Raw genomic sequence first — 20043 nt, forward strand, 5'->3', positions numbered from 1 at the left:
GGTGGTCACTCCTTGTGGGAGAGGGCGCGTACGGTACGGGAGGGGCTGGGGCGGCCCAGCCGTTCGGCCAGCCAGTCGCTGGTGGCGACGAGCCGGCCGAGATCGACGCCGGTTTCGATACCGAGGCCGTCGAGCATCCACACGAGGTCTTCGGTGGCGAGATTGCCGGTCGCGCTCTTCGCGTACGGGCAGCCGCCGAGGCCGCCCGCGGAGGCGTCCACGGTGGTCACTCCGTGCTGGAGCGCGGCGAGGGTGTTGGCGAGCGCCTGGCCGTAGGTGTCGTGGAAGTGCACCGCGAGGGCATCGGTCGGCACGCCCTCCTCGTTCAGCTCGGCGAGGAGCGTCTGCACATGGCCGGGGGTGGCGACGCCGATGGTGTCGCCGAGGCTCAGCTCGTCGCATCCCATGTCCCTGAGGGCCTTGGCGACCCTGACGACCTGATGGATGGGGACGGGCCCCTCCCAGGGGTCGCCGAAGCACATCGAGAGATAGCCGCGGACCCACATCCGGTCCTCCCGGGCCCTGGCGACGACCGGCTCGAACATGGCGAGCGACTCGTCGACCGTCCGGTTGAGATTGGCCTTGGCGAAGGATTCCGTGGCGCTGCCGAACACGGCGATACGGCGGGCGCCCAGCGCCATGGCGCGGTCCAGCCCGCGCCCGTTCGGCACGAGTACGGGAAGCTCGATGTCGGGGGCGCCGCCGAGGTCGGCGAGCATCGGGAACAGCCGCTCGGCGTCGGCCAGTTGGGGCACCCACTCGGGGCGGACGAAGCTGGTCGCCTCGATGGTGGTCAGTCCGGCGTGGGCGAGGCGGTGGATGAACTCCGCCTTGACCTCGGTCGGTACGACGGTCTTCTCGTTCTGGAGCCCGTCGCGCGCGCCCACCTCGTGGATACGGACCCGGGGCGGCACGCCCTGCGCGGGCACCGCCATGGGCAGTCCTTCGATCATGACTCCTCCTCGGCAAGGCCGGCCGGCGCGACGACGGCCAGCACTTGATCCATGGCGACGGTGGAGCCGGGGGTGACGTCCAGCTCGGTGACCGTGCCGTCGTGCGGGGCGGAGATGACGTGCTCCATCTTCATCGCCTCGACGACCAGCAGACTCTGTCCGGCCGTCACCTCGTCCCCGACGGCGACCTTCACGACGGTGACCGTCCCGGGCATCGGCGCGGTCAGCGCGTCCACACCGCCCGCCCCGGCGGCCCCGCGCAGGGCGGCCTCCACGGGGTCGAAGTCCTGGACGTGCCAGCTGTCCCCGTCCCTGCCGAGCCAGTCGCCCGCGCGGTGGAAGGTGTGGGTCACCCCGTCCACGGTGACCGTGACCCGGCCGGGCTCCACCCGGGACCGGTCCGCGGGCGGCGCCTCGCGCGTCACGGGTTCGAGTCCCGTCACCCGCAGCGGATGGCGGACCGGGTGGGGCACGCCGCCGAGGCGCCAGCCGTCCGGTACGGAGAAGGGGTCCGTCCATCCCGCGGTCGCGGGCGGCAGCAGCCCCGCCCGACGGACCGCCGCCGCGGCCGCGTACACCTCGGGCGGGACCGTCTCCGCCAGCAGCCCCGCCGCCTCGCGCTCGACCAGACCCGTGTCCAGCTCGCCCGCGACCACCGAGGGGTGGGCCAGCAGCCGGCGGAGGAAGCCGGCGTTGGTCGGGACGCCGAGCGTGACCGTCTCCGCGAGGGCCGCGCGGAGTCTGCGCAGGGCCGTGGCGCGGTCGGGGCCGTACGCGATGACCTTGGAGAGCATCGGGTCGTACGCGCTGCCGACCTCCGCGCCCTCGAAGAGCCCCGAGTCGGTCCGTACGCCGTCGCCCTCCGGCTCGCGCAGGGCGAGCACCGTACCGCCGGAGGGCAGGAAGCCGCGGGCCGGATCCTCGGCGCAGACACGCGCCTCCACGGCGTGGCCGTCGAACGCGATGTCGCCCTGGCCGAAGGGCAGTTCCTCACCGGAGGCGATCCGCAGCTGCCACTCCACCAGATCCAGGCCGCGCCTCCCTCCGACCGACACCGCCAGCTCGGTCACCGGGTGCTCGACCTGCAGGCGGGTGTTCATCTCCATGAAGAAGTACGACGACGGGTCGCCGCCGGGGACGATGAACTCGACCGTCCCCGCGCCCGCGTATCCGCACGAGCGCGCCGCCCGGACCGCCGCCTCGCCCATCGCCGCGCGCGTCGCCTCGTCCAGCAGGACGGACGGCGCCTCCTCGATGACCTTCTGGTGGCGGCGCTGGAGCGAGCACTCGCGCTCGCCCAGATGCACCACGTTCCCGTGGGTGTCCGCCAGGACCTGGATCTCGATATGGCGCGGGCGGTCCACCCACCGCTCCACCAGGAGCGTGTCGTCCCCGAAGGAGGAGCGCGCCTCGCGCCGGGCCGCCGCGATCTCCTCGGCGAGCGCCGCCTCGGACCGCACCAGCCGCATGCCCTTGCCGCCGCCGCCCGCCGAGGGCTTCAGCAGCACCGGCATCCCGATCCCGCGCGCCGCCTCGGCCAGCTGGTCATCGCTCAGTCCGCCGCCCGAGGAGCCGGGCACCACCGGGACCCCGGCGGCCCGTACGGTCTCCTTGGCGCGGATCTTGTCGCCCATCAGCGCGATGGCGGGGGCCGGCGGGCCGACGAAGACCAGCCCCGCGTCCGCGCAGGCGCGCGCGAAGCCGGCGTTCTCGGCGAGGAAGCCATAGCCGGGGTGGACCGCCCCCGCGCCGGTACGGGCCGCCGCCTCCAGCAGCCGGTCGACGCGGAGATAGCTCTCGGCCGCGGCGGCGGCCCCGATCCGTACCGCGGTGTCGGCCTCCCGTACATGCCGGGCGTCCGCGTCCGCGTCGCTGAACACCGCGACCGAGCGCACGCCCAGGGCCCGCAGGGTACGGATGACGCGGACCGCGATCTCGCCGCGGTTGGCGATCAGAACCGTGTCGAACATTCCCACCCTCACATCCGGAAGACGCCGAAGCCGGGCGCCGCGCTGTCCCTCTGGGGCAGTGGGGCGTTGGCACACGCGGTCAGGGCCAGACCCACCACCTGGCGGGTCTCCAGCGGGTCGATCACGCCGTCGTCCCAGAGGCGCGCGGTCGCGTAGTAGGCGTTGCCCTGGGCCTCGTACTGCGCGCGGATCGGGTCCTTGAAGGACTCCTCGTCCTCGGCCGGCCACTCCTCTCCGCGCGTCTCGATCTGGTCGCGCTTGACGGTGGCCAGCACAGAGGCGGCCTGCTCGCCGCCCATCACCGAGATCTTGGCGTTGGGCCACATCCACAGGAAGCGGGGGGAGTAGGCCCGGCCGCACATCGAGTAGTTGCCCGCACCGTACGAACCGCCGACCACGACCGTCAGCTTCGGCACCCGCGCGCAGGCGACGGCCGTCACCATCTTCGCGCCGTGCTTGGCGATCCCGCCCGCCTCGTAGTCCCGGCCGACCATGAAGCCCGAGATGTTCTGGAGGAAGAGCAGCGGGATACCGCGCTGGTCGCACAGCTCGATGAAATGCGCGCCCTTCTGGGCGGACTCGGAGAACAGGATGCCGTTGTTGGCGACGACGCCGACCGGATGGCCGTGGATCCGCGCGAAGCCGGTGACCAGCGTCGTACCGAACTCGGACTTGAACTCGGCGAACCGCGAGCCGTCGACCAGCCGCGCGATCACCTCGCGGACGTCGTAGGGCGTACGGGAATCCACCGGCACCGCGCCATAAAGCCCGGCGGGGTCCGCCTTGGGCTCCTCCACCGGCTCGACGGACCACGGGAGCGGGCCGCGCGCGGGGAGCGTGGAGACGATCGTGCGGACGATGCGCAGCGCGTGCGCGTCGTCCTCGGCGAGATGGTCGGTGACGCCCGAGACCCGGGAGTGCACCTCGCCGCCGCCCAGCTCCTCGGCCGTGACGACCTCACCGGTCGCCGCCTTCACCAGCGGCGGGCCGCCCAGGAAGATCGTGCCCTGCCCGCGGACGATCACGGCCTCGTCGCTCATCGCCGGGACGTACGCGCCGCCCGCCGTGCAGGAGCCGAGCACCGCGGCGATCTGCGGGATGCCGGCGCCGGACATCCGGGCCTGGTTGTAGAAGATCCGGCCGAAGTGGTCGCGGTCGGGGAAGACCTCGTCCTGCATCGGCAGGAAGGCGCCGCCCGAGTCCACCAGATACAGACAGGGGAGGCGGTTCTCCAGGGCCACCTCCTGGGCGCGGAGGTGTTTCTTCACCGTCATCGGGTAGTACGTACCGCCCTTGACCGTGGCGTCATTGGCGACGATCACCACCTCGCGCCCGCTGACCCGGCCGATCCCGGCGATCACCCCGGCGGCCGGGGCCGCCCCGTCGTACATTCCCTCGGCCGCGAGCGGCGCCAGCTCCAGGAAGGGCGAACCGGGGTCGAGGAGGGTGTCCACCCGGTCGCGCGGGAGCAGCTTCCCGCGCGCCGTGTGCCGGGCGCGGGCCTTCTCGCCGCCGCCGAGGCGCGCGGCGACGAGCCGGGAGCGCAGGCCGTCGGCCAGCTCCTGATGGGCCGCCTCGTTGGCCTGCCATGCCTCGGACGCCGGATCGGCGGCGCTCGCGAGCACTGGTGCCTGCCGCATCGCTCGTAGCCCCCTCGCTGGGTTCATGGAGTGTTAGTGAGCGTTAACGCGATGCCTTCAGGTTAACGACCGCTAACGGCCCTGTCTAGAATGATTTCCCATGAGCACCCGGACCGCGGCCCCGACCCGCCGCGAGCAGATCCTCAGCGAGGCCGCGCGCCTCTTCGCCGAGCGCGGGTTCCACGGCGTCGGTGTCGACGAGATAGGGGCGGCCGTCGGTATCAGCGGACCCGGTCTGTACCGCCATTTCGCGGGCAAGGACGCGATGCTCGCCGAGCTGCTGGTCGGCATCAGCGGACGGCTGCTGGACGGCGGGAAGCTGCGCGTACGGGGCGCGGGAGCGGCCGGAGACCCGGCCGCCGTACTGGCCTCGCTGATCGACGGGCATATCGACTTCGCCCTCGACGACCGACCGCTGATCACCCTCCACGACCGCGAGCTGGACCGGCTGAGGGACAGCGACCGCAAGCTGGTCCGCCAGCTCCAGCGGCAGTACGTGGAGCTGTGGGTCACGGTCGTACGGGAGCTGTACCCGGCCGTCCCGGAATCCCAGGCGCGCGGCGCGGTCCACGCGGTCTTCGGCCTGCTGAACTCGACACCGCACCTCGGTTCACCCGGCGGCGGCCTCCCGGGGCGCGCCGCGACGGAATCCCTGCTGCGCCGCCTGGCGCACGGCGCGTTCGCGGCGCTGGGCGAGACGGGTGAGGCGGGCGGTGCGGGGGCCGCCGCCGGTCACGGGTGAGGCCCGGCGCACCACGCTGTCGGGTGTCCACCGGAGTCCGGGCTGGTCGAAGACCGGCCGAAGACCGTCCGGGAACCGGGACACCCGGCGCGACGCGGGGGTCGGACGGCACAATGGGTTCATGCCGATACCGAGCCGTGCCGCCCTTGTCGACCATCTCGTCCGAACGCGTATCGCCGGGGACGTCGCCACCCCCCGTGACAACAACCTCTCCCACTACCGCAAGCTGGCCAACGGCGACCGCCACTACTGGCTGGGCCTGGAGCTGGGGGACCGCTGGACCGACGAGCAGGACGTGCTCGCGGTGATGGCCGAGCGGTGCGGGGTCAGCGACGACCCCGAGCACCGGGCCGGCCAGGACACCATCGACCCCGAACTGACCGTGGGCGGCCTGGAGCGGCTGGCCGCCCGGCTGCGCAAGGCCGCCGCGGGCAAGCAGCGCGTGCTGTTCGCGACCGGCCACCCGGGCGGGCTGCTGGACGTGCACCGGCAGACCGCGGACGCCCTGCGGGCCGCGGGCTGCGAGATCGTACGGATCCCGGGCGGGCTCACCGCCGACGAGGGCATGGTCTTCCAGTTCGCGGATGTCGCGATGCTGGAGCGCGGCGCGACCCTCTGGCACACGCACTCGCCGGAGCCGATGCGGGCGATCCTGGACGGTCTGGAGCGCGAGGGCAGACCACAGCCCGATCTGGTGGTCGCGGACCACGGCTGGGCGGGGTGCGCGGGCCAGCGCGGACTGGACTCGGTCGGATACGCGGACTGCAACGACCCGGCGCTCTTCATCGCCGAGGCGGAAGGCACGGTGGAGGTGACCGTCCCGCTGGACGACCATGTCACGGACCCGCGCTTCTACGACCCGATGACCGCCTACCTGCTGAACGAGGCGGGCCTGCTCTGACCGTACGGCCCAGCCGGCCCGCCCCCTTCTTCCAGCCCCGTCGACGTGGCTCTGCCGGCCCCGTCGACCTGGCTCACAGCCCCATCGACTTGGCGATGATCATCTTCATGACCTCGCTGGTGCCGCCGTAGATCCGATTGACGCGGTTGTCCGCGTACAGCCGGGCGATCGGGTACTCGTTCATATAGCCGTAACCGCCGTGCAGCTGGAGGCACTTGTCGATGACGCGGTGCGCGACCTCGGTGGTGAAGAGCTTCGCGGACGCGGCCTCGGCCGCGGACAGCTCGCCCAGGTCATGGGCCTCCAGCGCGCGGTCGACGACGGCCTCCGCCGCGTCCACCTCGGCCTTGCACGCGGCCAGTTCGAACTTCGTGTTCTGGAACGACGCGACGGTCTTGCCGAAGACCGTCCGCTCCTGGACGTACGCCTGCGCGAACCGGACCGCGGCGGCGGCCTGCGCGTACGCGCCGACGGCGATGCCCAGCCGCTCCTGCGGCAGATTCTGGCCGAGGTAGGAGAAGCCCTTGTTCTCCTCGCCGAGCAGATCCTCGACCGGGACCCTGACGTCGGTGAAGGACAGCTCGGCGGTGTCGGAGATCCGCAGCCCCAGCTTGTCGAGCTTGCGGCCGACCGCGTACCCCTCGGACTTCGTGTCCACGACCAGCAGCGAGATGCCGTGGCGGCGGTCCTCGGCGGTCGGGGCGGCGGTACGGGCGCAGACGATGACGCGGTCCGCATGCACCCCGCCGGTGATGAAGGTCTTCGCGCCGTTCAGGACGTAGTGCGTGCCGTCCTCGGAGAGCCTGGCGGTGGTCCTCATACCGGCCAGGTCGGAGCCCGTGCCCGGCTCGGTCATGGCGATGGCGTACATCGCCCGGCCGCTGACGAAGTCCGGCAGCCAGCGCTTCTTCTGCTCGTCGGTGGCGTACGCCTTCAAGTAAGGCAGACAGAGCGCGACATGGACCCCTGAGCCGCCGAAGGAGACACCCGCGCGGGCGCACTCCTCGGTGATGACCGCCTGGAACTTGAACGATTCCTCACCCGCGCCGCCGTACTCCTCGGGCACCTCGATGCCGAAGATGCCCAGCTCGCCGAGTTGGTGGTAGAAGTCGCGGGGCGCCTGCCCCGCCGCGTACCACTCGTCGTGGACGGGCACGACCTCGGCCTCGATGAAGGCGCGGATGGTCTCCCGGAACGCCTCATGGTCCTCGTTGTAGACAGTACGACGCACTGGAGTTCCTCCCCCTCGTGGCTAAGCGCTTGCTCATCCAAGTTACCCGGCGGTTCGTTCCGGTGTCCAGGCCCCGGGACGGTCGGCGCGACCGCTGGGCACGGCCAGCGCCCGGGGTCGCCGAACCTCGAACTGGAAGCAGCCGTACTCCACGGCCCGCACATGCACCAGTGCCACCTCCGGGTCGGCGAACGCCTCCTGGAAAACCCGGTCGAACCCGGCCTCGGCGTTGTCCGGGATCTCGAAGAGGCGGCCCCCGGCGATGTGTCCCTCCTCGTTGTAGCGGCGGACGGTGCGAAGCGCCCCCGGTCGCGCGAAGGGGTAACCCTGGAGTCCCCGTGGCTCTCCGCATGCGTCGGCGTGGATGAATACGGGCCCCGCTTCGTCGTAGGCTCCGGGCTTGGCCCAGGTCGCCGACGCCCAGCGGCGCAGCGGCGCGTAAGAGACGAGGGCGACCCGGTCGCCGGGCTCGATGGCCCGCAGACAGCAGCGCAGCGGGCTGCCCACGCAATCGAGGGGAACGCCGTCCTCGCGCGCGGTGTACGGCCGCGTCGGCCGCCCGGCGTCGTCGATGTCGCGGAGTTCCTTGAGCGCGGCGGGAGTGATGGGGAGAGGCGTGTACGTGGTCATGAGCCCAGCGTCGGCGGCCGGCCTCCGGCGCGCTGGCGGAATTCGGACGGGGTGCTCGGTCGGACGGGGTGCTCGGAGAGGGAAGCCGCCGTCTTTGACAGCGGTGACGAACGGGGACCGGTCGGCCGGCGGGAAGAGCGGGGCGGGGCCGTCAGCGACGAGCCCGTGTCGGGAGACCGACGGCCCAGGGCCTGTCGTCCGGATCAGCCCGGCATGATCCGAACGAGAGGCCCTACGTCCGGCCGGGGCCCGCGCCGTCACGCCCAGCGCAGCGCGAACCACAGCTCCATCCGTACGTCCGCGTCGTCCAGGTCCACGTCCAGCAGGGCCGCGCAGCGGGCGATCCGCTGGCGGACGGTGTTGCGGTGGACGGTCAGGGCCACCGCCGTACGGTCCCAGCCGCCGTGCAGCGAGAGCCAGACGCGCAGCGTCTCGGCCAGGGCCGGGGAGCCGGTGAGCGGCGCGAGGCGGGTACGGGCGTGGGCGGCGGCCTCCTCGGGCGCGAACAGGCCGGTGAGTCCCTCTCCGTGGTGGCGTACGAGCGGGGTACGGGTGGCCTCGGCGCGGCGCAGAGCGCGTTCCGCGCGGGTGTCGGCGGCGGCCAGCTCCGACGGTTCCACCGGCTCGCTGACGCCCAGGGTCCAGCCGGGCCGCGCGGTGACCTCGCGGTCGGTGACGACCCGGGTCGTGGTGCCGTCCGTCTCGACCAGCGCACTGCCCAGCGCCGCCGCGAGCGCGCCCGCCGCGAACGGCGTGGAGCCGCCGCGCGCGTGGACCACGCTCCACGGCCCCGGCCCGAGCAGCGGCGCGGCCTCGGCGGGCGTGGCCCCGAGCAGCAGCCGTACGAGCGCCGCCGAGCGGCCCGCCTCGGCCGCGCTCTGGTGGGGCGCGGTGAGTAGCGACAGCAGGACGACGGCGACGCCGGCGATGGTGTGGTCCCCGGCCTCCCGTCCCCCGGTGGCCACGCCGAGGACGAGACCCTGGCCACCGCCGCCGAGCGCGTAGGCGGCGAGATGGGCGTCCTGGGTGGTGTCGGTGGCGGACGCCGGTCCGCCGCGTACCACCCGGGCCAGCCGCGCGAGGGACGTACGGGCCCCGGGCGACGGAGCCCGACCCGTGCTGTGCAGCTCCGCGCCGTCCGGCGCGAACAGCACCGCGCGGCCTCCCAGCCGCACCGCGAGCTGCCGCAGCACCGCCGGCACCGGGTCCTGGCGCGCGGCTGCGGCCGCCAGGCCCTGCTGCGCCCGGGTCAGCCGGCGCAGTTCGTGGTGGCGTGCCTCCGCCATCAGCCGCCACACCCCGCGTACGACGGCGGTGAACGGGGTACGCGGGGGTACTTCGAGCAGCGGCAGACCGTGCCGGTCGCACGCCTCGACGAGCGCGGGCGGCACCGTGTCGTACACCGGCGTCACCCCGAAACCGAGCGCCGCCGCGCCCGCCTCGACCACCCGCGACGCGTACTCGTCCGCGTGCGCGTCGCTGAGCTGGACACCGGCCGTCAGCAGCAACTCCCCGCCGAGCAGATACGGGTACGGGTCGGCCATCTCCGAGGTGTGCACCCAGTGCACCACCCGGGAGCCGTCGTCCGGCGGCCCGGCGATCCGGCGCAGCCCGAGATCCCGGTCCGCGAGCAGGTCGGCCAGCGGGACCGGCGGGGTGGGCGGGGGAGCGGCGGGGCGCGGCGTGGAGGGCGCGGTGGGGTGCGCGGTGGGGTGCGCGGTGGGGTCCGTCATGGATGTTCCATCCATCGGTCGTACGCGGAATGGATGAAACGTACACTTCAGTGCCGCTTTCCGGCCACCTACCGTCATGACCCACAAGAACGCGGGACGAAGAGTTGAGTCGAGACGGAGGAAGCCCGTGGCTGTCGATTACGCGGTGATCGTCGTCTACCTGGCCGGCATGCTGGCCATGGGCTGGTGGGGTATGCGCCGCGCCAAGTCCAAGAGCGAGTTCCTGGTCGCGGGCCGCAGGCTGGGGCCCTGGATGTACTCCGGCACGATGGCCGCGATCGTCCTCGGCGGCGCCTCCACGATCGGTGGGGTCGGCCTCGGCTACAAGCACGGTCTCTCCGGCGCCTGGATGGTCTTCACCATCGGCCTGGGGCTGCTCGCGCTCTCGGTCTTCTTCTCCGCGCGGATCGCCCGGCTGAAGGTCTACACCGTCTCCGAGATGCTCGATCTGCGCTACGGCGGCCGGGCCGGGGTCATCTCGGGCATCGTGATGTGGGCCTACACGCTGATGCTCGCGGTCACCTCGACCATCGCGTACGCCACGATCTTCGACGTCCTCTTCGATCTGAACCGCACCGTCGCGATCATCCTGGGCGGGACGATCGTCGTCGCGTACTCGACGCTCGGCGGCATGTGGTCCATCACGCTCACCGACATGGTGCAGTTCGTCGTCAAGACCATCGGGGTGCTGCTGCTCCTGCTGCCCATCGCGGTGGTCAAGGCGGGCGGGTTCGGCGAGATGAGGGCGCGGCTGCCGGACGACTACTTCGCGCCGTTCGGCATCGGCGGCGAGACGATCTTCACCTATGTGCTGATCTACACCTTCGGCATGCTGATCGGACAGGACATCTGGCAGCGGGTGTTCACCGCGCGCGGTGACAAGGTGGCGCGCTGGGGCGGCACCGTCGCCGGTACGTACTGTCTGCTGTACGCGCTGGCCGGAGCGGTCATCGGGACCGCGGCCAAGGTGCTCTACCCGAACCTGGGCAGCGCGGACGACGCGTTCGCGACCATCGTCAAGGACGAACTGCCCATGGGCGTACGGGGGCTGGTGCTGGCAGCCGCCCTCGCGGCCGTGATGTCCACCTCCTCGGGCGCGCTGATCGCCTGTGCGACCGTCGCGAACAACGACATCTGGTCGCGGCTGCGGAGGGTCGGCGGCCGGGGTGGCGGGGCGGACGGTGGACCGGGCGGCGGAACGGACGGCTCCGAGCACGACGAGGTCAGGGGCAACCGGCTGTTCATCCTGATCATGGGGATCGGCGTGATCGCCATCGCGATCGCGCTGAACGATGTCGTCGAGGCGCTCACCGTCGCGTACAACCTGCTCGTCGGCGGACTGCTGGTGCCGATCCTCGGCGGTCTGCTCTGGAAACGCGGGACGGTGTACGGCGCACTGGCCGGCGTGATCGTCGGCGGCGGGGCCGTGGTGGGGCTGATGGCGGCGTACGGCATCCTCGCCAACGAGCCCGTCTACTACGGACTGTTGTCCTCGCTGGCCGCCTATCTGATCGTCAGCCTGGTGACCAGGCCGACGGACGAAGCGGTGCTGGCCGCGTGGCGGCGCCGGCTCGCGGGCGACGCGGATGACGAGAGCCCCGAGGCGCCGTCCGAACCAGCCCTTCCCGTGGGCTGAGGGCGGGGACACACGACCCGGACCGGCCCACTGTCAGTGGGCCGGTCCATTCTTGACAGAGCACCACACAGCACCACACAGCAGCACGCGGCGGCGTGTACCGGTACGCGGCAGCGCACAGCAGTACACGGCAGTACACAGTAGTACACAGCAGTACACGGCAGCGCGGAGCCGCGCGAGCAATACCCGGAGAGGCCCGACGATGAGCAGCAACGGAAACGAATCCCAGGTCCCCGGCGCCGGGGACCGCGACGGCGGTCCACGCGGCCCGGTCGACTCCTCCCGCGTCCCGAGGTACGCGGGCCCGGCCACCTTCGCCCGGCTGCCCCGGCTCGACGAGGTCGGCACCGCCGATGTCGCCGTCGTCGGCGTTCCCTTCGACACCGGCGTCTCCTACCGCCCCGGCGCCCGCTTCGGCGGAAACGCGATCCGGGAGGCGTCGCGCCTGCTGCGCCCGTACAACCCGGCCCAGGACGCCTCCCCGTTCGCGCTCGCTCAGGTCGCCGACGCCGGGGACATCGCCGCCAACCCGTTCGACATCAACGAGGCCGTCGACACCATCGAGGCCGCGGCCGACGACCTGCTCGGGACCGCCGCGCGCCTGATGACCCTCGGCGGCGACCACACCATCGCCCTCCCGCTGCTGCGCTCGGTGGCGAAGCGGCACGGCCCCGTCGCGCTGCTCCACTTCGACGCCCATCTGGACACCTGGGACACCTACTTCGGCGCCGAGTACACGCACGGGACGCCGTTCCGCCGGGCCGTCGAGGAGGGCATCCTCGATACGGAGGCGCTCTCCCACGTCGGTACGCGCGGCCCGCTGTACGGCAAGCGGGACCTGGACGACGACGCCAAGATGGGCTTCGGGATCGTCACGTCCGCCGATGTGATGCGCCGGGGCGTGGACGAGATCACCGACCAACTGCGGCAGCGCATCGGGGACCGTCCGCTGTACATCTCCATCGACATCGATGTGCTGGACCCGGCCCACGCGCCCGGCACCGGCACGCCCGAGGCGGGCGGGCTGACCTCCCGTGAACTCCTCGAAATAGTGCGCGGACTGGCCTCCTGCCGGCTGGTCTCGGCGGACGTCGTCGAGGTCGCGCCCGCGTACGACCACGCCGAGATCACGTCCGTCGCCGCCTCCCACACGGCGTACGAACTGACGACGATCATGTCCCGGCAGATCGCCGCGGGGAGGACAGCGAAGTGACCCCCACTCACGACCACGACCACGACCACGGGCCCCGGCCCCTCACCCCCGAACAGACCGCCGCCGCCCTGGCGCCGCCCGCCGGGCGCAACGGCGGTGACCTGGTCGTCGAGACGCTGTACGGACTGGGCGCCACCACCGTGTTCGGGCTGCCGGGACAGCACGCGCTGGGCATGTTCGACGCCCTGCGCCGGTCCTCGCTCCAGTACGTCGGCCTCCGCGTCGAGAACAACGCGGGGTTCGCCGCCGACGCGTACGGCAGGGTCACCGGCGAGGTCGCCCCGCTGCTGCTCTCCACCGGCCCCGGCGCCCTGACCTCGCTCGCCGCGCTCCACGAGGCGGCCGCCGCCTCGGCGCCCGTCCTCGCGATCTCCAGCCAGATCCCGACGGCGGGACTCGGCGGCGGCCGGCACGGCTATCTGCATGAACTCCGCGACCAGCAGGCGTCCTTCCGCGACATCGTGAAGTCCGTGCACCTCGTCCGCGCCGCCTCCCAGATCCCGTCCGCGATCGCCGCCGCCTGGGAATCCGCGCTCACCGCGCCGCACGGCCCGGTCTGGGTCGAGATCCCGCAGGACGTCCTCCTCGCCGAGACGTCCTTGCCGGTCGTCACCGCCATGGACGCCACCCCGCGCGAGTTGATGCCCCGTCCCGAGCTGACCGCCGTGGCCGCCCACGCGCTGTCGAACGCCGCCCGTCCGGCGATCATCGCGGGCGGTGGAGTCGTCCGCGCCGACGCGGCCGGCAAGCTCCGCGCGCTCGCCGAGAAGCTGTCCGCGCCGGTCGTCACCACCTACGGCGGCAAGGGCGCCTTCCCCTGGGAGCATCCGCTCTCGCTCCAGTCCTGGCTGGAGGATCGCCACACCACGGACTTCCTCGAAGACGCGGACGTCCTGCTGGTGGTCGGCTCCGGGCTCGGCGAACTCTCCTCGAACTACCACACGTTCCGCCCGCGCGGCCGGGTGATCCAGATCGAGGCGGACCTCGGCAAGCTGGAGTCCAACCATCCCGCCCTCGGCATCCACGCCGACGCCCGCAACGCGCTGTCGGCGCTGCTGGACGCCGTGAGCGAGCGTCAGGATCCGGCGGGCGCCGAGTCGGTCCGTACGGTCCTGACGAAGGTACGGGCGAGGATCGCCGCCCAGGACCGCACCCTGGAGCAGCGGGTGCTCGCCTCCGTACGCGGCGCCCTGCCCGCCGCGTCCCCCAGCTTCTGGGACATGACGATCCTCGCCTACTGGGCCTGGTCCGCCTGGCCGGGCCCGATGCACTCCGGCCAGGGCGCGGGCGGCCTCGGCTACGCCTTCCCCGCCGCCCTGGGCGCGGCGGCGGCCGACCGTACGAAACCGGTCCTCGCCGTCTCGGGCGACGGCGGCGCGATGTACTCGCTCGCGGAGCTGGCCACCGCACGCCAGTACGACCTGCCGGTCACCTGGCTGATCGTGGACGACGGCGGCTACGGGATCCTGCGCGAGTACCTGACGGACGCCTTCGGCGAAACGACCGGTACGGAGCTCTCCCGCCCGGACTTCGTGGCCCTGTCCGAGTCCTTCGGGGTCCCGGCGGTCCGTACCACCCCGGAGTCCCTGCGCGAGGACCTCGCCGGGGCGCTCGCGGAACCGGGCCCGTCGGTGGTCGTTCTTCCCGCCCTGCTCAGGATGTTCGCCCCGACCCACCTCTGACGGCGCCCGGCGCGGCCGGGGGAGCCGGTGGGGATCGGGGGGAAGGTTGCGGCAAGAGGGACAGTTGTGACAATCGCGACACCATCTGGCCGTACAACCATTCACTCGTACGTGTGCATCATGTTCAGCGGGCGCGCCGCGCGGAGCGCGCTCGTTGACGCTCCAGGGGCGGGAATCCTCCATGACGCACCAGCGAATACCCCGGCGCGCCCGGGGACCGCTCGCCGCCGCTCTGGCGGTGGGTGTACTCGTGCCGATGACCGCGGGAGCGATGCCCGCCGCGGCGGCGGCTCCGGCCGTCGACTGCACCTCGGACAAGGCCGGGCTCGGGACCGAGCTCACCAAGGACATCACCGCGTCGCTCCAGGGCCGGAAGTCCACCACGGCCCTCGAAGTCCACGACCGCACGACCGATACGGTCTGCGCCCTGCGTGCCACGCAGCGATACGACTCCGCCAGTGTGGTCAAGGTCACTGTCCTCGCGACCCTGCTCTGGGACGCGCAGAGGACGAACCGTGAACTGACCGAGCGTGAGACCGATCTCGCCACGGCCATGATCACCAAGTCGGACAACGCGTCGACCAGCGCGCTGTGGAAGCAACTCGGGCCGACGAAGGTCAAGGGCTTCCTCAAGGCCGCGGGGATGACCCGGACCGTCCCGGGAGCGAAGGGCTCCTGGGGCCTCACCCAGATCACCGCGCGGGACGAGAAGCAGCTGCTGTCCCTGATCACCGCGGAGAACACCGTGCTCAGCGCCACCTCGCGCGCCTTCATCCTGGACCGGATGAGCAAGGTCATCACGCCCCAGCGCTGGGGCGTACCGGCGGGCGCCCCGGCCACCGCCACCGTCCAGCTCAAGAACGGCTGGCTCCAGCGGTCCACCCACGGCTGGCGCGTGCACAGCGTCGGCGCGTTCACGGGCAAGGGGCACGACTACACGATCACCGTGCTCACCGACGACAACAAGACGATGGACGACGGCATCAACACCATCCAGGCCGTCGCCAGGGCCGTCCACAAGGACCTCGCCCAGGCCGGGGCCTGACACGCCCTGGAGCACGCCCTGGAGCGGAGGACCCGGTACGGAGGTCCTGGGACCCGGAGGTCCTAGGACCTCCGCCCGTGCGTCTGGGGCCGCGGACCGGTATTTGTTACGGAGGGATGAAATCCGCGACGGCCCGCGTTGGTGCCTTCCGGCAGATCAGGTCGATCGGGAGGCACTCAGTGGCGGCGGAGCAAGGCTGGGCACGGCGGCTCACCGGGTACGCGTGGCGGTACCGGCGCAATGTGGTCCTCGCCCTCGGGTCCTCGCTCGCCGGAATGGCGGTGATGGCTCTCGTCCCGCTGATCACCAAGGTCGTCATCGACGATGTCATCGGGGGCGGTGACCGCTCCCTCCTCGTCTGGACCGGTCTGCTGATCGTCGCGGCCCTCGCCGTCTACGTCACCACCTTCATCCGCCGCTACTACGGCGGACGGCTCGCCCTCGACGTCCAGCACGATCTGCGTACGGAGATGTACGACACCATCGCCCGGCTCGACGGGCGGCGTCAGGACACGCTCTCCACCGGCCAGGTCATCGGCCGCGCCACCAGCGACCTCCAGCTCATCCAGGGCCTGCTCTTCATGCTGCCGATGACCATCGGCAATGTGCTGCTGTTCCTGATATCCCTGGGGATCATGGCGTGGCTGTCGCCGCCGCTGACGCTGATCGCGCTGGCCGTCGCCCCCGCCGTCTGGTTCATCGCCCGCCGCAGCCGCACCCGGCTGCACCCCGCCACCTGGTACGCCCAGTCGCAGGCCGCCGCGGTCGCCGGGGTCGTGGACGGGGCCGTCTCCGGCGTACGCGTGGTCAAGGGGTTCGGCCAGGAGGACCAGGAGACCGGAAAGCTCCGCGAGGCCGGCCGCAAGCTCTTCGCCGGGCGACTGCGCACCATCCGGCTCAACGCCCGCTACACCCCCGCCCTCCAGGCCGTCCCCGCGCTCGGGCAGGTCGCGATGCTGGCGCTCGGCGGCTGGCTGGCCACCCGGGGACAGATCACCCTCGGCACGTTCGTCGCCTTCTCCACCTATCTCGCCCAGCTCGTCGGCCCCGTCCGGATGCTCGCCATGGTGCTGACGATCGGGCAGCAGGCACGGGCCGGGGTGGAACGGGTGCTGGAGCTGATCGACACGGAACCGACCCTTCAGGACGGCACGAAGGAACTGCCGGCGGACGCCGAGGCGTCGGTCGAGTTCGACGACGTGTCGTTCGCGTACGAGGACGGACGGACCGTTCTCGAAGGCTTCTCGCTGGAGATGCGGCCCGGGGAGACCGTCGCCGTCGTCGGCTCCTCCGGCAGCGGCAAATCCACCGTCTCGCTGCTGCTGCCCCGCTTCTACGACGTGACGCACGGCGCGGTTCTGGTCGGCGGCCATGACGTGCGCGAGTTGACCCTCCACTCGCTGCGGGCCGCCATCGGGCTCGTACCGGAAGACAGCTTCCTTTTCTCCGACACGGTCCGCGCCAACATCGCCTACGGCAAGCCGGACGCCACCGAGGAGGAGATCCTCCGGGCCACCCGCGCCGCCCAGGCCCACGGCTTCATCTCGGAACTGCCCGGCGGCTACGACACCAAGGTGGGCGAGCAGGGCCTCACGCTCTCCGGCGGACAGCGCCAGCGCATCGCGCTCGCGCGGGCCATCCTCACCGACCCCCGGCTGCTCGTCCTCGACGCCGCCACCTCCGCCGTGGACGCCCGCGTGGAGCACGAGATCCATGACGCCCTGCGCGCGGTGATGGCCGGCCGTACGACGCTGCTCATCGCCCACCGCCGCTCCACCCTCGGACTGGCGGACCGTATCGCCGTACTGGACGGTGGCCGGCTCGCCGACATCGGTACGCACGAGGAGCTCCAGCGGCGCTCCGCCCTCTACCGGCGGCTGCTGACCGAGCCCGACGAACTGGGCGGAGTCTCGCCCGGTCACACGCCGGTCGCCGTCGAGTCCCTGGCCGGGGCCGGTGGCGAGACGGGGACGGTCGAGTCGGAGGTGTCCGCCGACCCCCTGGCGTCCGCCGGATCCCTGGATTCGCTGGAGTCCGTGGAGGACGCCCGCGCCCTCCAGGCGGAGATCGACGCGGAGTTCGACGCCGAGCGTGGTGTCACCCCCGCCCTGTGGGAACGGGACGAGGCGCCCGGCGGCTCGTCCGACTCCGCGGAGCCCGGCGCCACACCCGAACTGCTCGCGCAGGTCGAGGCGCTGCCCCCGGCGACCGACCTGCCCGCGATCGACGAGGCGCGCGCCGTGGCCGCCGAGGACGCGTACGGGCTGCGCCGGCTGCTGCGCGGGTTCGGACTGCCGCTGCTGGTCAGCCTGGCGTTCGTCGCCGTGGACGCGGGCATGGGCCTGCTGCTCCCCGTCCTCATCCGGCACGGCATCGACCAGGGCGTCGAGCAACTGGCCCTCGGCGCCGTCTGGACGGCCGCCTCGCTCGGTCTGCTGACCGTGCTCGTCCAGTGGGCGGCGCAGATCGGCGAGACCCGCAAGACGGGCCGCACCGGCGAACGTGTCCTCTACGCGCTGCGGCTCAAGATCTTCGCCCAGCTCCAACGGCTCGGACTCGACTACTACGAGCGTGAGCTGACGGGCCGCATCATGACCCGCATGACGACCGATGTCGACGCCCTGTCGACCTTCCTGCAGACCGGGCTCGTCACCGCGTTCGTCTCCGTCGTCACCTTCTTCGGCATCCTGGCCGTGCTGCTGGTGATCGATGTGGAACTGGCGCTGGTGGTCTTCGCGACCCTGCCCGTGCTGATAGTCGGTACGTACTTCTTCCGCCGCAAGAGCGTGCGGGCGTACGAACTGGCCCGCGAGCGCATCAGCGTCGTCAACGCGGACCTCCAGGAGTCCGTGTCCGGACTGCGGATCGTCCAGGCGTTCCGGCGCGAGAAGGACGGCGGCGAGCGCTTCGCGGCCCGCAGCGACCACTACCGCTCGGCGCGGGTACGGGGTCAGTGGCTGATATCGGTCTACTTCCCCTTCGTCCAGTTGCTGTCCTCGGTGGCCGCGGCCGCCGTGCTGATCGTGGGCGCGGGGCGGGTGGAGGCGGGCACGCTGACGACCGGTGCGCTGGTCGCGTACCTCCTCTACATCGATCTGTTCTTCGCGCCCGTGCAGCAGCTCTCGCAGGTCTTCGACGGCTACCAGCAGGCGACCGTCTCGCTGGGCCGGATCCAGGAGCTGCTGCGGGAGCGGACGTCGACGGCGGCCCCGAAGAAGCCGCTGGACGTGCTGTCGCTGCGCGGTGAGATCGCGTTCGAGGGCGTCGAGTTCTCGTACGGGGGCCAATCCGCCGATGCCGCCCCGGTCGACGGCGCCCGCGCCGACGGCGTCTCCCCTGATGGCGTATCCGTCGATGGAGACTCCGGCAGCGGCTTCTCCGGCGGCGGAGGCGCTGAGGCCGCGCTGACCGGGGTGGATCTGCGCATACCGGCCGGCCAGACCGTCGCCTTCGTCGGTGAGACCGGCGCGGGCAAGTCCACGCTGGTCAAGCTGGTCGCGCGGTTCTACGACCCGACCGTCGGCCGGGTGACCGCGGACGGTACGGACCTGCGCGAGCTGGATATGACGGCGTACCGGCACCGCCTCGGTGTCGTACCGCAGGAGGCGTATCTCTTCGCCGGTACGGTCCGGGACGCCATCGCCTACGGGCGCCCCGAGGCGACCGACGCGGAGGTGGAAGCCGCGGCCCGCGCGGTCGGCGCCCACGAGATGATCGCCACGCTGGACGGCGGCTATCTGCACGCGGTCGCCGAGCGCGGCCGCAATCTCTCCGCCGGACAGCGCCAGTTGATCGCCCTGGCCCGCGCCGAACTGGTCGACCCGGACATCCTGCTGCTCGACGAGGCGACCGCCGCGCTGGACCTGGCGAGCGAGGCGCTGGTCAACCAGGCCACCGACCGGCTCACCGGCCGCCGTACCACCCTGGTCGTCGCCCACCGACTGACCACCGCGGCCCGCGCGGACCGGGTGATAGTGATGGACCACGGCCGGGTGGTGGAAGACGGCACACACGAGCAACTGCTCGCGCTGAACGGCCGGTACACCCGGCTGTGGAGCAGCTTCATCGGCGAGGAGGAGCCCGCGGCGGTGCGGTGAGACGCGGGGACGCGCAGGGGCGGATGGGTGTGCCCGGGGGCGCGGTCGGCGGTACTGCCCGCTTGCACGGGGAGCGGTTCCGCAACCGTCCCGGCTCCCCACGCGTCGTACGCATGTACACCCGCGTAGCCAAGGGGGCAGTTCGTGTTCGGTTCGGCTGGGACGGCCGGGAGCGGAATCGGCATCAGAAGAACGCTGCTGCACTGTCTGGTGGTGCTGATCGCCACGGGAGCCACGGCGCTGGCCGCTCCCACCGTGTCAAGGGCCGAGGCCGCGTCGGTCTGTTCGGGCCGGGCGCAGAAGACGGTGAGCTTCGCCACCGGTGAGCTGCGGGTCTACAAGAACCGCGCCTACGCCTGCGCGGTGACCGTCGCCAAGAAGCCGGGGCCCAGGCGCGCGATGTCGGTCAGTCTCCAGCCGCGCGGGGGCAATCCGGTCGTGGACAGCGGCGACTACACGCGGCGGGCGGGCCCGGTCACGGTGCACGCGCTGAACCGCTGTGTACGGGCGACGGGGGTCGTCTCGGGGAGGAAGGGTTCGACCGGCTGGATCCTCTGCTGAGGATTGCGC

14 protein-coding genes are annotated in these 20043 nt (G+C 72.0%); 8 read left to right on the top strand and 6 right to left on the bottom strand.

All coding sequences use genetic code 11. From position 1 onward, the window contains the following. Positions 1–5: 5 nt before the first annotated feature. The 3 genes from ACIRQP_RS12835 to ACIRQP_RS12845 are packed head-to-tail and all read right to left on the bottom strand — an operon-like array spanning position 6 to position 4563. Positions 6–953 (bottom strand): hydroxymethylglutaryl-CoA lyase, encoded by a 948-nt coding sequence (locus ACIRQP_RS12835; RefSeq protein ID WP_403887723.1) that lies wholly within the window; start codon positions 951–953, stop codon positions 6–8. Then, positions 950–2923 (bottom strand): biotin carboxylase N-terminal domain-containing protein, encoded by a 1974-nt coding sequence (locus tag ACIRQP_RS12840; RefSeq protein ID WP_403887726.1) that lies wholly within the window; start codon positions 2921–2923, stop codon positions 950–952. The genes ACIRQP_RS12835 and ACIRQP_RS12840 overlap by 4 nt, the downstream gene beginning before the upstream one ends. A gap of 8 nt (positions 2924–2931) precedes the next feature. Next, positions 2932–4563, bottom strand: coding sequence for a carboxyl transferase domain-containing protein (locus ACIRQP_RS12845; protein ID WP_403887729.1), 1632 nt, complete (start codon positions 4561–4563; stop codon positions 2932–2934). A 100-nt stretch (positions 4564–4663) separates the two neighbouring features. Between ACIRQP_RS12845 and ACIRQP_RS12850 the strand changes: the two genes are divergently transcribed. Together ACIRQP_RS12850 and ACIRQP_RS12855 are read left to right on the top strand one after the other, a co-directional pair. Further along, positions 4664–5305: a TetR/AcrR family transcriptional regulator gene (locus ACIRQP_RS12850; RefSeq protein ID WP_403887731.1), complete on the top strand. Its 642-nt coding sequence runs from the start codon at positions 4664–4666 to the stop codon at positions 5303–5305. Positions 5306–5426: 121 nt separating this feature from the next. Continuing rightward, the gene (locus ACIRQP_RS12855; RefSeq protein WP_403887733.1) at positions 5427–6206 is read left to right on the top strand and encodes a phosphatase; all 780 of its coding nucleotides are present in this window, start codon (positions 5427–5429) and stop codon (positions 6204–6206) included. Between the two features lie 73 nt (positions 6207–6279). Here the strand turns inward: ACIRQP_RS12855 and ACIRQP_RS12860 are convergent, their stop codons facing one another. The 3 genes from ACIRQP_RS12860 to ACIRQP_RS12870 form a co-directional block, all read right to left on the bottom strand. Continuing rightward, a complete protein-coding gene (locus tag ACIRQP_RS12860) occupies positions 6280–7437 on the bottom strand; it encodes an acyl-CoA dehydrogenase family protein (RefSeq protein ID WP_403887736.1) in 1158 nt (385 codons plus the stop codon). A 42-nt stretch (positions 7438–7479) separates the two neighbouring features. Then, the gene (locus ACIRQP_RS12865; RefSeq protein WP_403887739.1) at positions 7480–8067 is read right to left on the bottom strand and encodes a DUF1203 domain-containing protein; all 588 of its coding nucleotides are present in this window, start codon (positions 8065–8067) and stop codon (positions 7480–7482) included. Between the two features lie 257 nt (positions 8068–8324). Continuing rightward, positions 8325–9800 (bottom strand): PucR family transcriptional regulator ligand-binding domain-containing protein, encoded by a 1476-nt coding sequence (locus ACIRQP_RS12870; RefSeq protein WP_403887741.1) that lies wholly within the window; start codon positions 9798–9800, stop codon positions 8325–8327. A gap of 127 nt (positions 9801–9927) precedes the next feature. Between ACIRQP_RS12870 and ACIRQP_RS12875 the strand changes: the two genes are divergently transcribed. The 6 genes from ACIRQP_RS12875 to ACIRQP_RS12900 all read left to right on the top strand — a co-directional run bounded on the left by ACIRQP_RS12875 (position 9928) and on the right by ACIRQP_RS12900 (position 20034). Continuing rightward, positions 9928–11436 (top strand): sodium:solute symporter, encoded by a 1509-nt coding sequence (locus tag ACIRQP_RS12875; RefSeq protein WP_403887744.1) that lies wholly within the window; start codon positions 9928–9930, stop codon positions 11434–11436. A gap of 202 nt (positions 11437–11638) precedes the next feature. After that, entirely contained in the window at positions 11639–12649 is a 1011-nt protein-coding gene (gene speB, locus ACIRQP_RS12880; protein WP_403887748.1) for an agmatinase, read from the top strand. Continuing rightward, positions 12646–14331: a thiamine pyrophosphate-binding protein gene (locus tag ACIRQP_RS12885; RefSeq protein WP_403887751.1), complete on the top strand. Its 1686-nt coding sequence runs from the start codon at positions 12646–12648 to the stop codon at positions 14329–14331. Before speB ends, ACIRQP_RS12885 begins: the two co-directional genes overlap by 4 nt. Before the next feature lie 181 nt (positions 14332–14512). Then, entirely contained in the window at positions 14513–15376 is an 864-nt protein-coding gene (locus ACIRQP_RS12890; protein ID WP_403887754.1) for a serine hydrolase, read from the top strand. 179 nt (positions 15377–15555) lie between these two features. Beyond that, positions 15556–19473, top strand: a complete 3918-nt coding sequence (locus ACIRQP_RS12895) for an ABC transporter ATP-binding protein (RefSeq protein ID WP_403887757.1) — start codon at positions 15556–15558, stop codon at positions 19471–19473. A 207-nt stretch (positions 19474–19680) separates the two neighbouring features. After that, the gene (locus ACIRQP_RS12900) at positions 19681–20034 is read left to right on the top strand and encodes a hypothetical protein (protein ID WP_403887922.1); all 354 of its coding nucleotides are present in this window, start codon (positions 19681–19683) and stop codon (positions 20032–20034) included. Positions 20035–20043 lie beyond the last annotated feature (9 nt).

This window comes from Streptomyces sp. NPDC102274 (assembly GCF_044766385.1).
In the GTDB taxonomy this organism is placed as follows: Bacteria; Actinomycetota; Actinomycetes; order Streptomycetales; family Streptomycetaceae; genus Streptomyces.